Raw genomic sequence first — 14,800 nt, forward strand, 5'->3', positions numbered from 1 at the left:
CGGGGCCTTCTTTTTTGGGGAGTAGACTCGGCGCACTTTCTGTCGACGAGCGCCCGATGACCGTTCCTGCCGATGCCGCTGCGATCCTCGACTATCTCGACGCGCGTTTCGAGAAGTTCGAGATGCCGTGTTTCGGGAACATGAACATCGACTACCTGACATCGCGCCTGCACGTCTACGTGTCGGCGGACTCGTGGTTCCTGCTGTTCGATGCGCTGGTCTGGTGGCCCGGCTACACGGGGCTTGCGGGAATGATCGAACTCGTCGGTCCCGGCGTCGTCGGGCCGCAGGGCTTCGACAACGACCGCACGACGGACCCGGGCTGCGTCGAGACCGACGACGACAATACGCGCCTCGAAGCCGTGATCGTGCGCGGCACGCGTATCGATCCGGCGCAGCTGACGCTGCAGGTCGATGGCGAACTCACCGACGATCTCGGTTTCTGGGCCAGCGTTGCGCTGCTGGACCGGCATCGCGACGCGCTGCTCGCGACCGATGCAGAACGTGACGTGTTCGTTCCGCCGGGCTTCGCCTGCGCGCTCGTGCTCGACGAGTGGCAGCATCCCGACTTCGATCGCCTGCCGAGCCGGACCGACACGTTCCGCGCGCTGGCACGGGCGATCGCGAGCGGCGATTTCGCGGCGTTTCCGGCCAGCGCTGCGCCGAACACGCAGTGGTCGAACTGGCTGCCGAAATGATGCGGTGCAGCCGTGTTTCCGTGTTCCGCACCGTCGGGCTCGCGGTGACAGCGATCGCGCTGGCCGGTCTTTCGGCCTGCGCCGCGCGACCGACTGCGCCACCGGCCCGCATCGCGATCGTCGACCGGCCGAATGCGATCGATCAGGCGTTCCGCTACGTGCATTGGAACGGCGAGCACTATTCGCCGCGCGCGTTTGCCGACGCGGCGCGGCGGGCCGGGATACGTTTGCTCGAGGCCGACGGGAATCCCGAGCACGCGGCCTGCATTGCCGCGCTCGCCGGCGCGCTGAAGCTGCCGCTGCGCAATCCCGGGCCGGCCGATTCGGGACGCGGCGCGCAACCGAGGGAGCCGTCGCTGCAGGCCTGCGAGATCGGCGACAAGGCCGGGCCGGTCGATCCGGCGTATTTCCGCCATCGCCTGTCGCGGCGCGACGGCGGCGTCGTGCTCGACGACGACACGCCCGCGACGGCACGCGCCGTCGTCGCGAAACTGCGCGGCCTGCGTGCGCGCGAACTCGTCGCGGAACCGGTATCGACCGCCGACCTGCTGTGCTTCGACGCGATCGCGCGCGAGGCCGAGCTGCCGCTCAGGACGACGGGCGCGGCCGGCGCACGTCGCGATGCCGGCGTGCGTTCCGGGCAGATGCTGGAGGAAGCCTGCGACCGCGTGCGCTGACGCACGATCGCCGGACAAGGCGGTTTTGCGAGTGCGCGCCGCGTCCGCGCCGCTATGCGTCACGGCTGCGCCGGACCCCTATGCTATAGTCGGCCTCCGTCAATTTTCCCTTGTGCAGCAAGCGCTTCCGCGCTGCCAACTCCTACGGTCGCCATGTCCAACGCCGACGAACTGAAGAAAGCCGCTCTCGAGTATCACCGCCTCGCACCTGCCGGAAAGATCAAGGTAACTGCGACCAAGCCGATGTTGACGCAGCGCGATCTCGCGCTGGCCTATTCGCCCGGCGTCGCCGCGGCCTGCGAGGCGATCGTCGAGGATCCGGGCGAAGTCTCGACGGTCACGGCGCGCGGCAATCTCGTCGCAGTCATCACCAACGGCACGGCCGTGCTCGGCCTCGGTCCGATCGGCCCGCTCGCGGCGAAGCCGGTCATGGAAGGCAAGGGCGTACTTTTCCAGAAGTTCGCCGGCATCGACGTATTCGACATCGAGATCAACGAACTCGACCCCGACAAGCTCGTCGACATCATCGCCTCGCTCGAACCCACGTTCGGCGGCATCAATCTCGAAGACATCAAGGCGCCGGAGTGCTTCACGGTCGAGCGCAAACTGCGCGAGCGCGTGAAGATTCCGGTGTTCCACGACGACCAGCACGGCACGGCGATCATCGTCGGCTCGGCCGTCATCAATGCGCTCAAGGTCGTCGGCAAGGATATCGGCAAGGTCAAGCTCGCCGCGTCCGGCGCCGGCGCGGCCGGCATCGCCTGTCTCGACATGCTCGTGCAGCTCGGCGTGAAGCCCGAGAACATCACGGTCGCCGACCGCTTTGGCGTGGTCTATGCCGGCCGTGCCGAGGACATGGACGCGGACAAGGCGCGCTACGCACGCGACACGAAGGCGCGCACGCTCGGCGAGATCGTCGCCGGCGCCGACATCTTCCTCGGCCTGTCCGCGGGCGGCGTGCTCAAGCCCGAGATGGTCGCGACGATGGCGGACAAGCCGGTCATCCTCGCGCTCGCGAATCCGAATCCGGAAATCCTGCCCGAGCATGCGAAGGCCGTGCGTCCCGACGCGATCATCGCGACCGGCCGCTCGGACTATCCGAACCAGGTCAACAACGCGCTCTGCTTCCCGTACATCTTCCGCGGTGCGCTCGATGTCGGCGCGACGACGATCAACGAAGCGATGAAGGTCGCCTGCGTGCACTCGATCGCCGAGCTGGCGCGACGCGAAGTCAGCGACGTCGCCGCGCGCGCCTACGGCGGCAAGCCGCTGTCCTTCGGCGCGGAATACCTGATCCCGCAGCCGTTCGATCCGCGCCTGCTCGTCGAACTCGCGCCGGCCGTCGCGCACGCGGCGACGATCTCCGGCGTCGCCACGCGGCCGATCGCCGATCTCAAGGCCTATCGCGAAAAACTCACGAGCTTCGTGTTCCGCACGGGCCTCATCATGAAGCCCGTGTTCGATCGCGCGAAGGCCGATCCGAAACGCGTGGTCTATGCCGAAGGCGAAGAGGAAACCGTGCTGCGCGCGGTGCAGGTCGTCGTCGACGAAGGTTTCGCGCGGCCGATCCTGATCGGCCGTCCCGAAGTCATCGAGAAGCGCATCGAGCGCATCGGCCTGCGCATCAAGTCCGGTGTGGACTTCGATCTGTGCAACATCAACGACGATCCGCGCTTCAACGACTACTGGCAGCACTACCACCGCATCATGGAACGCCGCGGCGTCACGCCGGCGCTGGCCAAGGCGGTCGTGCGTTCGCGCTCGACCGTGATCGCCGCGCTCATGGTCGAACGCGGCGAGGCCGACGCGATGATCTGCGGCGTCGTCGGCCGCTACGGCAAGAAGCTCAACTACATCCGCGACATCATCGGCTTCGACGCCGGCGTGCAGCAGCCCTCGGCCATGTCGGGGGTGTTCAACGACAAGGGCGTGTTCTTCTTCCTCGACACGCATGTGCAGCATGAACCCTGCGCCGAGGAAATCGCCGAGGCGACTTTGCAGGCGGCGATCCGTCTGAAGCTGTTCGGCATCCATCCGAAGATCGCGCTGCTCTCGCACAGCAATTTCGGCAGCTCCGAATCGGCCTCCGCGGCGAAGATGCGCAAGGTGCTGCAGATCCTGCGCCAGCGCGCGCCGAAGCTCGAAGTCGAAGGCGAGATGCAGGCCGACGCCGCGCTCGTGCCGGAGATCCGCGATCGCCTGTTCCCGAATTCGCAGCTCAGCGGCGCGGCGAACGTGTTCGTGTTCCCGAATCTCGATTCGGCCAACATCAGCTTCAACATGCTGCGCGCGATGACCGACGGCGTCGTGCTCGGCCCCATCCTCATGGGCGTCGCCAAGCCCGCGCACGTGCTGACGCCGTCGGCCACCGTGCGCCGTGTCGTCAACATGACCGCGATCTCGACGGTCGAGGCGCAGATCCGCGGGCAGGGGAAGCACGGCGCGTCGATCGGCGGGTGAAGCCGCGGAATGAGTGAAGAGGATCGAGAAACGAGTGACGGCGAAGGCGCCGCAATTCGTTTCTCACTCCTCGCAGCTCTCCACTCTTCTTACGGCGCCGCCGGGATGACTGCCGGAGAAAAGCGCTACGACAGCTTGCTGCGGATGTTTCCGTGGCAGCGCCGCGGCGATCCGGACTGAGGAAGGTGAGTTCATTCGGGCTGTTGGAGACCGCGAGCGCACCAGCGGGCGTGCTCGCGGTCTCTTCGGATGCTACGGCACGAGCTCCAGCCGGTTCGTTGCTCCGGTCAGATCGCTGTTGAGCGTGATCCACAGATCGCCGGTTTCCTCGCGCAGCGACGGGAAGTAATCGGTATCGAGGGTCAGCGCCACGCCGTTGAGGCGCACGACCGGATAGTCGACGCCGGTGATGTTGCGGATCACGATCACGGGCTTGCGCAGCGTGCCTGCGCCGACGGCGATATTCGCGTCGAGCGCGTTGCCGGCGGCCACGAAGGCCAGTGTGCCGTAGACCGGGTCATAGCCGGCCGGTGCGTAGGTCATCGTGTCGGGGCGATTGATGCCGGCGGGGCCGCTGGTGGCGACGTTGCCGACCGTGGCGGTCACCGTCAGCGACTGCACGGCCTCCTGCTGCGCGACCTGCACGCCGACCGGGTCGCTGGTGTGCGTGCCGAGCACGACGTAGGTCGAGTAGCTCTTGCGCGGCCAGCCCGCCGCGGTGGTATTCGGCAGCGGGCCGCCCCAGAACGCCGAGCCATGCGTGTAGTAGCTCGACTGGCCGATGAAGCCGAAATTCGTGCCCCACGCCAGGCGCGTGCTGTTGGTCGGCGTGGTCGGGCCGGCGAAGGAATAGTTGATCGACTGGAACGGCCAGTTGTAGTCGCAGGGCATCAGCGAGGCCGGTGACGTGCAGGCGTTGCCGGCGGCGCTCGTCGTGTTCCAGCGCGACGTGCCGTAGTAGCCGCCGGCGTCCTGCTGCGTGATCGGCTGGGTCTGCACCGTGCCCATGGTCGCATCGACGGCAGTCGTCCACAGTTTCACATAGGGAATCGTGTTCGGCGTGTCCCAGTTCCAGTTGCTCGCGTAGGTGACCGGTGTCGAAACCGTCGTGAACTTGTAGCGGTCGCCCCAGCCGACGCCGGCGATCACGCTGTGCGCGCCTTCGCTCGTGCTGCCGTCGAACAGCAATTCGCCGTAGGGCGCGCGCGAATCCGCTTCGACCGCGTCGGCCGGTACACCGGTCAGATCCCACGAAATTGCCCAGAGCGGGTTGTCGCGGCCGGTCGAGAACATCCAGTCGATCGTGACGGGCACTTGATACAGCGCGTTCGGCACGGCGGCGGTCGTCTTGGCCCAGCGCGGGTAGTTCTGTGTGAAGCGGAAGATCGCATGGTGGCGGCCCTGCCAGACGCGCTCATACGCGCCGGAAAAGCCGTGGCCGAGCGGCGAATCGTCCGAGCCGATACCGTTCGTGCCTTCGCTGCGGTGGCTCACGACATAGCCGAAGCCGCTGGCGCCGGATGTCGACGCGGCGACGACGCGTGTGTCGCCGGCGACCTGGTAGCGGAACTCGCGCAGCTCGCCGCCGTGCGAACCGGTCGGACCGACCTGTCCGTCGTTGTGCGCGAGCACGGCGACGCGCGGTTCGCCGGCGCTGTCGCGCCAGGTGAAGCGGTCGCTGACGAAGCCCTGCACGCCGACGCCGCGTTCCTGCAGGAGACCGTTCGGCGCGGGCGGCAGGCCGTCGTCCTCGAAGCTGCTGCGGAAGATCGCATCGGGCGGCGGGGAAAAGCCTTCGGCGAGCACGACGTCGTCGATATAGAGAAGCGGCTGCACGGTTTCCGAGTCGCTCTGGATGTCGACGCGATCGTAGGAACCGGAATAACCCATCGCGCCGCTCGTCAGCGGCACGACGACTTCACGCCACGCGCCGGCGGCGATGCTGCCGCCCGCGATGTAGGCGTCGAGTTCCGCCTCGGCGACGATCATGCCGTTCTGCTGCAGGAACAGATAAAGCTGCTGCCCGCCGGTCAGGCCGCCGTGCACCCAGAAGCGCAGCACGGGATAGTTGTCGGTCAGGAGATCGGGATCGGTGTAGAACGACACCGCGTTGTACGCGTTCTTGCCGCCGCCGCCGACGAAGCGGATCGACAGCGCGCCGGTATGCGGCTGCTCGGTGCTGTCGAACGTGCTGCCGCCGCCGTAGGAATAGTTTTCGAAGCCGTTCTGCAGGCCCTCGTCGTAGACGACGCGATCGGCCGCCGGCGCGATGCCGCAGCCCAGCAGCATGACGAGACTCATCCACTTGCTCATGACCGTTCCTCCCTGTTTCGAATCTGCCGGTGTCGCGCCGGACGCCTGTCCGGATTCGCCCGGCCGACGCCGCTGAGGTCGCGACGACGGTCGGGATGACACGTGCGCCGCAGCCTAGGAGGTGGCCCGTGAAGGTTGCGAGTTTGTCAAGAACTTGTTTAGCGAGCGTTCCGGTCCGTGACGGACGCGTGTTCGCGACGACTCCCGCGCCGGGGCGTATCAAACGGCCGTTGGCCATACAGCGTGCCCGGGTAAGCCGGTACACTCGGCTCGATGCGTCGCCGCCCGGCGACCCTGCTTCGACAGAACGACAACAGCAATAGAACGCCACTCCTCCCCAGGCATACGGCGTTCGTGGAGGGACACCCATGAACATGCTGCAGGACATACTGAACCAGGATCTCGATCCGACCGAAACCCAGGAATGGATCGATGCGCTCCATGCCGTGATCGGCGCCGACGGTCCGGAGCGCGCGCACTATCTGCTCGAACGCATGGTCGATGCGACGCGCCGCGCCGGCGGCCATCTGCCGTTCCAGCCGACGACCGAATACGTCAACACCGTTCCGCCGCAGGCCGAGAAGCGCAACCCGGGGAATGCCGCCATCGAATGGCGCATCCGCTCGCTGATCCGCTGGAATGCGCTCGCGACCGTGGTCCGCGCGAACCGCAAGCCCGGCGAACTCGGCGGACACATTGCGAGCTTCGCCTCGTCGGCGACGCTCTACGACGTCGGCTTCAATCATTTCTGGCGCGCGCCGAGCGAGAACCATCCGGGCGATCTGCTCTACGTGCAAGGCCATTCCTCGCCGGGCATCTATGCGCGCGCGTTCCTCGAAGGCCGCATCGACGAGGCGCAGCTCGACCGCTATCGCATGGAAGTCGACGGCGGCGGCCTGTCGTCGTACCCGCACCCGTGGCTGATGCCGGATTTCTGGCAGACACCGACCGTGTCGATGGGTCTCGGTCCCATCATGGCGATCTACCAGGCGCGCTTCTGGAAATACCTCGAGCACCGCGACCTGATGCCGGTTACCGACCGCAAGGTCTGGTGCTTCATGGGAGACGGCGAGACCGACGAGCCCGAATCGCTGGGCGCGATCTCGCTGGCCGGACGCGAAAATCTGGACAACCTGATTTTTGTCATCAATTGCAATCTGCAGCGCCTCGATGGTCCGGTGCGCGGCAACGGCAAGATCATCCAGGAACTCGAAGGCGTGTTCCGCGGCGCCGGCTGGAACGTGATCAAGGTGGTCTGGGGTTCGTACTGGGATCCGCTGCTCGCGCGCGACACCAAGGGCCTGCTGCGCAAGCTCATGATGGAAACCGTCGACGGCGAATACCAGGCCTGCAAGGCGTTCGGCGGCGCGTATACGCGCGAGAACTTCTTCGGCAAGTATCCCGAGCTGAAAGAGATGGTCGCCAACCTGTCCGACGAGGACATCTGGCGCCTCAATCGCGGCGGCCACGATCCGCACAAGGTCTATGCGGCCTACGCCGAAGCCGTCAGCAATGCGAACGGCCGTCCGACCGTGATCCTCGCCAAGACCGTCAAGGGCTACGGCATGGGCGGCGCCGGCGAGTCGATGAACATCACGCACCAGCAGAAGAAGATGGACGACGACGCGATCCGCGCGTTCCGCGACCGCTTCAACATTCCGGTGCCCGACGACAAGCTCGCGGACGTGCCGTTCTATCACCCGGGCAAGGACTCGCCCGAAGTGCAGTACATGCTCGAGCGCCGCGCGGCGCTCGGCGGTTCGCTGCCGCAGCGCCGGCAGAAGTCCGCCTCGCTGCCGACGCCGGCGCTCCCCGCGCTGGAGCAGATCACCAAGGGCAGCGGCGAGCGAGAGATCTCCACGACGATGGCATTCGTGCGCGGCCTCAACCTGCTGCTGCGCGACAAGGCGATCGGTCCGCGCATCGTGCCCATCGTCGCCGACGAGGCGCGCACGTTCGGCATGGAGGGGATGTTCCGCCAGATCGGCATCTACGCGCCGTTCGGGCAGAAGTACAAGCCGCAGGATTCCGACCAGCTGCTGTACTACCGCGAGGATCAGGCCGGCCAGGTGCTGCAGGAAGGCATCACCGAAGCCGGCGCGACCTGCAGCTGGATCGCCGCGGCGACGAGCTACAGCACCAACGACCTGCCGATGCTGCCGGTCTTCATCTTCTACTCGATGTTCGGCATGCAGCGCGTCGGCGACCTGTGCTGGGCCGCCGGCGACATGCGCGCGCGCGGCTTCCTGATCGGCGGCACAGCCGGCCGCACGACGCTCAACGGCGAAGGCCTGCAGCACGAGGACGGCCACAGCCATCTGCTCGCCGGATCGATTCCGAACTGCAAGTCGTACGACCCCACTTTTTCCTACGAAGTCGCCGTGATCCTGCAGGACGGCACGCGCCGCATGCTGACCGAACAGGAAGACGTCTACTACTACATCACCGTGATGAACGAGAACTACAGCCATCCCGACCTGCCCGCGGGCGCCGAGGAAGGCATCATCAAGGGCATGTACCTGTTCAAGGACGGCGGCAAGCCGAAGAAGAACGCGCCGCACGTGCAGTTGCTGGGCTCCGGCACGATCCTGCGCGAAGTCATCGCCGCGGCCGAGTTGCTGGAGAAGGATTTCGGCGTCAGCAGCGACATCTGGAGCTGCCCGAGCTTCACGGAACTGCGCCGTGACGGTCACGACGCGGAACGCTGGAACCGCCTGCATCCCGAAGACAAGCCGCGCAAGGCCTACGTGACGCAGTGCCTCGACGGCCGCGCCGGCCCGGCGATCGCCGCGACCGACTATGTGCGCCAGCACGCTGACTCGATCCGCGCGTTCCTTCCCGACGGAATGCGCTACACCGTGCTCGGCACCGACGGCTTCGGCCGCAGCGACACGCGCGCGAACCTGCGCCGCTTCTTCGAGGTCGACCGCTACTACATTGCACAAGCGGCCATCGCCGCACTCGCCGCCGAAGGCAAGATGCACGCGAAGGACGTCGCGCGCGCGATCAAGGAATGGAAGATCGATGCGGACAAGGCGAATCCGACGACGGTGTAATGTCGTCCATCCGACAGGTCGCGGGATGCGCCGGTATGCATCCCGCGACCCGTCGATGCAGGGAGCGCGGCGTCTGGCCGCGATTGATGGGAAGGAAGCGTCGGTCGTGGGAATCGTCGTGATGGCGCTTCCGAACGTACCGAACCGGTTTGCTGTCCATTCGGCCGCCGCGCATATTCCAAGCCGCTGCTTCGCGCGGTACACGGCGCGCTGATCACGTTTTATCCCTGACTGCGATTGTCTTTCCATAGCGACCGCGCTGCGATCGCTATGGCCGCTGCCTGCGAAGTCGTGCAGCTGGTTCGGCCGACCGTACGAGTCATCCCAAATTCGCGCGTTCGAGCCGGCGCAACCCCAGCGCGCGTCCGGCCCGGCCGCCGCCGTTTCGCAATACAGGCATTCCATGAACGTCGCAAAAAAACTATTCCTCGCTGCGCTCGCAACGACGCCGGCATGGGCGGGACCGGTCCGCACGACGCTCGTGACCGACGCCAACCCGTCGCCGGTCGTCGCCGACTCGAATCCGAGCGGCTTCTATGCGCATGACGGACTGCTGTATTTCACCGCGTGGCGCGCCGACGTCGGGCGGCAGCTGTTCGCGAGCGACGGCGTGTCGGCGCAGGCGAGGCTGGTCCACGATTTTTCCGCCGATGGTGTTCTGTCCAATCCCTATGTGCTCGGCCGGATCGGCAACCGGCTCATCGTCTCGACGCAGGATGTGACCGACTACCCGTTTGACGGCTACCGTCACGTGCTGTTCGCGCTCGATCTCGACAGGCGCCAGCCGACGCCGCTGGTCGAATTCGCTGCGCAGTACAATATTTATACATGGCGCATCGGCCGCGTCGGCGAAGCGCCGGGCCATGTGCTATTCACCGATCTCGTCGACGGCACTGTCTGGAGCACGGACGGCACGCCGGAAGGCACGCAGCGGCGTTACTCGCCGACGCCGCTCGACAATTCGGTCAGCACGCGCACGGCCTGCTCGCTGGACGATCGCGTCGTGTTCGTCGGTCGCAACGGGTCGCAGCGCGTCCTCTGGACCAGCGACGGCACGGCGCAAGGCACGCAGGCGGTCACGCCGCTTCCGGAGTCGGGGTTTCCGCGGGCTGCGGTTCGCGCCGGCAACCTCTGCCATGTACTGATCGATCGCAATCCGGGCTGGGCGCTCTGGAGCAGCGACGGCACCGCGGCGGGGACGGTGTTCGCCGCCGTCGCGGACGACAACGCATCGGGTCCGCTCGCCGCAGTCGGCGGTGCCGCGTTCGTACTGAGCAGAGAGGTCCTGAACAACGGCAACCGGTTCGTCCGCCTGTTTCGCGGCGGCCAGGTCGCGCCGGTGCTCGATCTGCCCGGAATGACAGCCGGCGACCTCGCGAACGCGGGCGGCCGGCTCGCGTTCGCATATCGCCCTTCATTCGGCGAGTCCTATTCGATCCTCATCAGCGATGGCACCGCGTCGGGAACGCATCCCGCGACGTTGGCCGGCGTTCCGTTGCAGCTTGCCGACGCGGGGCCGGTCGTTGGAGCCGGCGGACGCTTCTTCGTGCACGGCGGCGACACGCTGTACGCGATCGATCCGCTGACCGCACAGGCGACGAACCTCGGCAGCAAGCCGGTGTTCCGCAGTGTCTGGGAAATCGCGTCGCTCGGCGCGATCGCGTTCGACGCGATCGACGACGGCGTGCATGGCGAAGAACTCTGGCGCAGCAATGGAACCGCCGCCGGCACGGGCCTGCTGCACGACATCGCGCAGCGCACCGGCGATGGTGTCGCGGCGCCTTACGCCGGCGGGGTCGTGCGCGACGGTGCCGTGTTCTTCGCCAATGCCGTCTACAGGCCCGGCGCCCCTGCCTCGCCGTTATGGCGCACCGACGGCACGCCGGCGGGTACGCGCGCGCTGGCTCATCCGGCCGGCAGTGCCGTCGCCTCGATCGCCGCGTTCGACGACGGCATCGTGTTCTCGACGTCGAATGCGAATGAACCGGCCGCGCGGCTGTATTGGACGAGCCGCGATTTCGGCGCGACGTATCCGATCTGGGATCTGCCGGCCAGTCATGCGCTCAGTGCCAGCGCGGACGGCCGGGTGCTGGTTTTCTTGTGCACATTGCCAGGGTTCCACAATCTGAGTCTTTGCGGTCGGCGCGACACCGATCTCCAGGCCGGCGTGCTGTTGTCCGGCGGCAACGACACCGGCGGAAGGCACGGACTGATCGGTGGCCTCGGTTCCTCCGTCATCCTGCAGTTCAACGATCGTCTGTGGCGCAGCGACGGCACGATGCCGGGCACGTTCGAAATCGCACCGGGGCTCGCGGTCACCGAAACGAGTCCGAACATCGCCGGCGTGACGGCCGGCGGCGCGCTGCTGTTCATGGCCTGCCTCGGTCCGAACGGCTCGGACTGCGGATTGCATCGCTCCGACGGCACTGCTGCGGGTACGTATCGCCTGGTCTCCACCGAACACGACCGGTTCGCCACGTTCGCGCCGCTGGGCCAGCGCTCCATCTTCAGTACCTACTCCGGCGCGCTCTGGGTCACCGACGGCAGCGTCGCCGGCACGCAGCTGCTCGATGCCTACGCCGGCATCGCCAACGACGTCATCGCATCGACCGGTACGCAGGTGCATTTCATCGCGCGGCGATACGAACCGGACGAGATGGCCTACATCGTCACTGACGGCACGCCGGCCGGCACGCGACGCGTGCTGCCGCCGGCCGGGTTCTATCCCGGCACCGGCGCGCCGCTCGTCGTCGATGCGGACACGGTCGTCTTTTCCTGCTGGGGCGCTGATACCGGATACGAACTCTGTCGCGTCGACGGTACCGGCAATGACTGGGCACTCGCCGCCGACATCGCGCCCGGGCGGCGGTCCTCTGCGCCCGAACAACTGGCCCGCGTCGGCAATGTCGCGTATTTCACGGCCGACGACGGCCATCACGGTTCGGAGCTGTGGCGTGTCGAGCCGTTTGTCGATGCGATATTCGTGGGGAATTTCCAGCCGTGAGCTACGTTGACTCCGCAAATGGAAGGTGCCGTCGCACGCTACTGCGTCGCGACATCGGGGCTCTCCAGCAGCTCGCTTCCGAATCGCCGGTGCAGATCCGGCCCGAGACGACAGGACCGAGATCGCCGGGTGATTCGGGCCTTGCACGCAGTTCCTTTCCCAGGTCGTGCCGCCGGCAGCGACACACTGTCAGCAGAGCGTCAACGCGATGATTACCGGAATCCCTCGATCTGGCGGCACGCACTTCTCGCATAGCTCGATGCAAGCGGCGTCGCACAGGCCAGTTCGTCGCCCAGGCCAGCGACGTAGCCCTATTACACGGCTTCGCCGACGGGTTCGACTGAGGCCTGCGTAACGTCCCGCACAAGCGGTCGCAAGCGTTGACGGCATAGGCGCGAAACGCCGTTGCGGCTACGATCCCGCGCCAGGGGACGCAGGGGCGGGCGACGTGAAATCGAAGAGAATGCAGATTGGTCTGGGCATGGTAGTGCTCGCTGCGGGCGCTCGTGCGGACCTCGTCACCTTCGAACCCGTCGCAGCGAACCTCGACCGCCTCACGACCATCGTCTCGACGCCGTTCTTCCCGGGCGATCTGTTCGTCGCTGAACAGCCGGGGCGCGTGCGCCTCGTCGAGAACGGCGTGCTGCGCGCGGCACCGTTTCTCGACATCACCGACCGCACGAAATCGAGCGGTTTCGAGCAGGGCCTGACCGGCTTCGCACTGCCGCCGGCGTTCCCGGCCAATCCCCACGTCTACGTGCACTACATCCGGCTCGACGATGCGTCGCGCGTCGCGCGTTTCCGGCTGCTGCCGGGACCGCTGCTCGCGGCTGACCCGGCTTCCGAGACGGAGCTGCTGACGCTGAGCCAGCCGCATCCGACGCACAACTGCAACGAAGTACGCTTCGGGCCCGACGGCTATCTCTACATCGGCTGCGGCGACGGCGGGCCGCCGTTCACGCCGGTACACGATCCGCAGTCGCTGGCCGAGTTGTACGGAAAGGTGCTTCGTATCGATGTGAACAATGTTCCTGTCGGGCAGCCCTACGGCATTCCGGCCGACAATCCGTTCGTCGGTACGGTCGGTGCGCGGCCCGAGATCTGGGCGCTGGGCCTGCGCAATCCGTATCGCTTCAGCTTCGATGCGCTCAACGGCGACTTCTGGCTCGGCGACGTCGGCCAGTCGCTCTATGAAGAAGTCGACCACGTGCCGTCCGGGACGTCGTCCGGCGTGAATTTCGGCTGGAATCGCATGGAAGGCACGCACTGCTATCCGAACCCCGGCTGCGACACGACAGGCCTGTGGCAGCCGGTCATCGAATACGACCACAACGCCGGCTGCGCCGTCGTCGGCGGGCTGCGCATGCGTCACGCGTTCTACGCGAATCTCGAAGGCCGCTACGTCTACGCCGACTTCTGCAGCAACACCGTGTACGCGGCGGGCAGCAGCGACGAACTGGCTTGGACGAGCACGGCGCTCGGCCAGTCGCCGAAACCGCCGACGGGATTCGGCGCCGGCACCGACGGCTCGCTCTACATGGGCACTTACGGCATCGGCACCGCGACGCTGTATCGCATCGCGCTCGTCGACGCGATCTTCGCCGACGATTTCGAGCCCTGATACGTGCCTCGGGATTCGCCGTCGCGCGCGATCAGTCCTGCGCTGCGCGCCGCCGACGCTCGCGCGTGCGGCGCCAGAGCAAGACCAGACACGCGGTCAGCACGACGAGCGTGATCGCCGAGGCTTCCGGGCCGAAGATTCCGCCGGTCAGCCAGGCCGGTCCCTGCACCGTGCTGGCGATCGGCGCGACGGCGCGCCATTCCTCCAGACCCGACAGCGGTGCGCCGCTCAGGACGATCGCGAAATTCCACGCCGCGTGATTCAGGCTGGCGACCCAGAGGTTGCGCGTCCACACGTAAACCAGCGCCCAGAACGCGCCGAGCAGCATGCACGACAGCACGGTTGCCGCGATGTCGAGCGGCGTGGCCTGCTCGATCACGTTTTCGAGGTGTCCGACGCCGAAGACCGCGGCCTGCAGCCACAGCGCGGGCGTGGTGCCCCAGGCGTCCTCGACGAGGCGGAACAGAATGCCGCGGTAGACGAGTTCTTCCAGCGTTGCGGCGATCAGGATCACGCTAGCCACGCGGACCAGTTCGCCGCGCAGGCCGCGGTATTCGCTGAGCTGGTATGCGTCCAGCGCGAACAGCGACAGCGTCGTGATCGAGATCAGCGCCGCTCCCGCGGCGGCCGCGGTCAGCATCGCGCGCGGCGCCGGATACCACTCGCGCGCGGCGCGTTTTTCCACAAGGCGCACATACGCAAAATAGCTCGCGAGCGCGAAGACCAGGATGCCGAAGCGCCGGATGACGCCGGTCGCGGCCTCGCCGGGCTCGAACAAGGCGAGCAGCGCCGGCAGCAGCGCGAGCCGGTAGGCCTGCACGGCTGCGACGAGAAACAGGCCCGCGAGCACGAGACGGACGAGAAGACGTCGGGCAGGGCGAAGATCGATCACGAAGACTCCGGGCACACGCGTGGGTGTCACGCGGGCTGCGCGGCGCGGACCGGCCAACGGTAGGCCAGTCATTCGTGCA

General features: G+C 66.8%; 9 protein-coding genes. 7 read left to right on the forward strand and 2 right to left on the reverse strand.

Translation table 11 applies throughout. From position 1 onward, the window contains the following. Positions 1–56 precede the first annotated feature (56 nt). From VLF18_RS06825 to VLF18_RS06840, 4 genes are all read left to right on the forward strand, one after another. Entirely contained in the window at positions 57–698 is a 642-nt protein-coding gene (locus tag VLF18_RS06825) for a DUF7003 family protein (RefSeq protein ID WP_325278868.1), read from the forward strand. A gap of 20 nt (positions 699–718) precedes the next feature. Next, positions 719–1,375: a hypothetical protein gene (locus VLF18_RS06830; RefSeq protein WP_325278869.1), complete on the forward strand. Its 657-nt coding sequence runs from the start codon at positions 719–721 to the stop codon at positions 1,373–1,375. A gap of 153 nt (positions 1,376–1,528) precedes the next feature. Next, positions 1,529–3,835 carry an NADP-dependent malic enzyme gene (locus VLF18_RS06835; RefSeq protein ID WP_325278870.1) on the forward strand — a complete coding sequence of 769 codons (2,307 nt, stop codon included), beginning with the start codon at positions 1,529–1,531 and terminating at the stop codon, positions 3,833–3,835. A 9-nt stretch (positions 3,836–3,844) separates the two neighbouring features. After that, a complete protein-coding gene (locus VLF18_RS06840) occupies positions 3,845–4,015 on the forward strand; it encodes a hypothetical protein (RefSeq protein WP_325278871.1) in 171 nt (56 codons plus the stop codon). Positions 4,016–4,087: 72 nt separating this feature from the next. Here the strand turns inward: VLF18_RS06840 and VLF18_RS06845 are convergent, their stop codons facing one another. After that, entirely contained in the window at positions 4,088–6,148 is a 2,061-nt protein-coding gene (locus tag VLF18_RS06845; RefSeq protein ID WP_325278872.1) for a hypothetical protein, read from the reverse strand. Positions 6,149–6,516: 368 nt separating this feature from the next. On the opposite strand from VLF18_RS06845, the gene aceE reads away from it, so the two are divergent. The 3 genes from aceE to VLF18_RS06860 all read left to right on the forward strand — a co-directional run bounded on the left by aceE (position 6,517) and on the right by VLF18_RS06860 (position 13,829). Further along, entirely contained in the window at positions 6,517–9,204 is a 2,688-nt protein-coding gene (aceE, locus tag VLF18_RS06850) for a pyruvate dehydrogenase (acetyl-transferring), homodimeric type (protein WP_325278873.1), read from the forward strand. Between the two features lie 403 nt (positions 9,205–9,607). Then, complete coding sequence (locus tag VLF18_RS06855) at positions 9,608–12,208, forward strand: hypothetical protein (RefSeq protein ID WP_325278874.1); 2,601 nt, start codon at positions 9,608–9,610, stop codon at positions 12,206–12,208. A 463-nt stretch (positions 12,209–12,671) separates the two neighbouring features. Further along, entirely contained in the window at positions 12,672–13,829 is a 1,158-nt protein-coding gene (locus VLF18_RS06860; protein ID WP_325278875.1) for a PQQ-dependent sugar dehydrogenase, read from the forward strand. A 31-nt stretch (positions 13,830–13,860) separates the two neighbouring features. Here the strand turns inward: VLF18_RS06860 and VLF18_RS06865 are convergent, their stop codons facing one another. Continuing rightward, entirely contained in the window at positions 13,861–14,721 is an 861-nt protein-coding gene (locus VLF18_RS06865) for a CPBP family intramembrane glutamic endopeptidase (protein WP_325278876.1), read from the reverse strand. Between the last annotated feature and the right edge of the window lie 79 nt (positions 14,722–14,800).

This window comes from Tahibacter sp. (assembly GCF_035481375.1).
Taxonomy (GTDB): Bacteria; Pseudomonadota; Gammaproteobacteria; order Xanthomonadales; family Rhodanobacteraceae; genus Tahibacter.

Bases quoted from the DNA above. Each gene is read 5' to 3' on its own strand.
- VLF18_RS06825 (WP_325278868.1), top strand. From the start codon at position 57: ATGACCGTTCCTGCCGATGCCGCTGCGATCCTCGACTATCTCGACGCG.
- VLF18_RS06835 (WP_325278870.1), top strand. From the start codon at position 1,529: ATGTCCAACGCCGACGAACTGAAGAAAGCCGCTCTCGAGTATCACCGC.
- VLF18_RS06840 (WP_325278871.1), top strand. From the start codon at position 3,845: ATGAGTGAAGAGGATCGAGAAACGAGTGACGGCGAAGGCGCCGCAATT.
- VLF18_RS06845 (WP_325278872.1), bottom strand. From the start codon at position 6,148: ATGAGCAAGTGGATGAGTCTCGTCATGCTGCTGGGCTGCGGCATCGCG.
- aceE (WP_325278873.1), top strand. From the start codon at position 6,517: ATGAACATGCTGCAGGACATACTGAACCAGGATCTCGATCCGACCGAA.
- VLF18_RS06855 (WP_325278874.1), top strand. From the start codon at position 9,608: ATGAACGTCGCAAAAAAACTATTCCTCGCTGCGCTCGCAACGACGCCG.
- VLF18_RS06860 (WP_325278875.1), top strand. From the start codon at position 12,672: ATGCAGATTGGTCTGGGCATGGTAGTGCTCGCTGCGGGCGCTCGTGCG.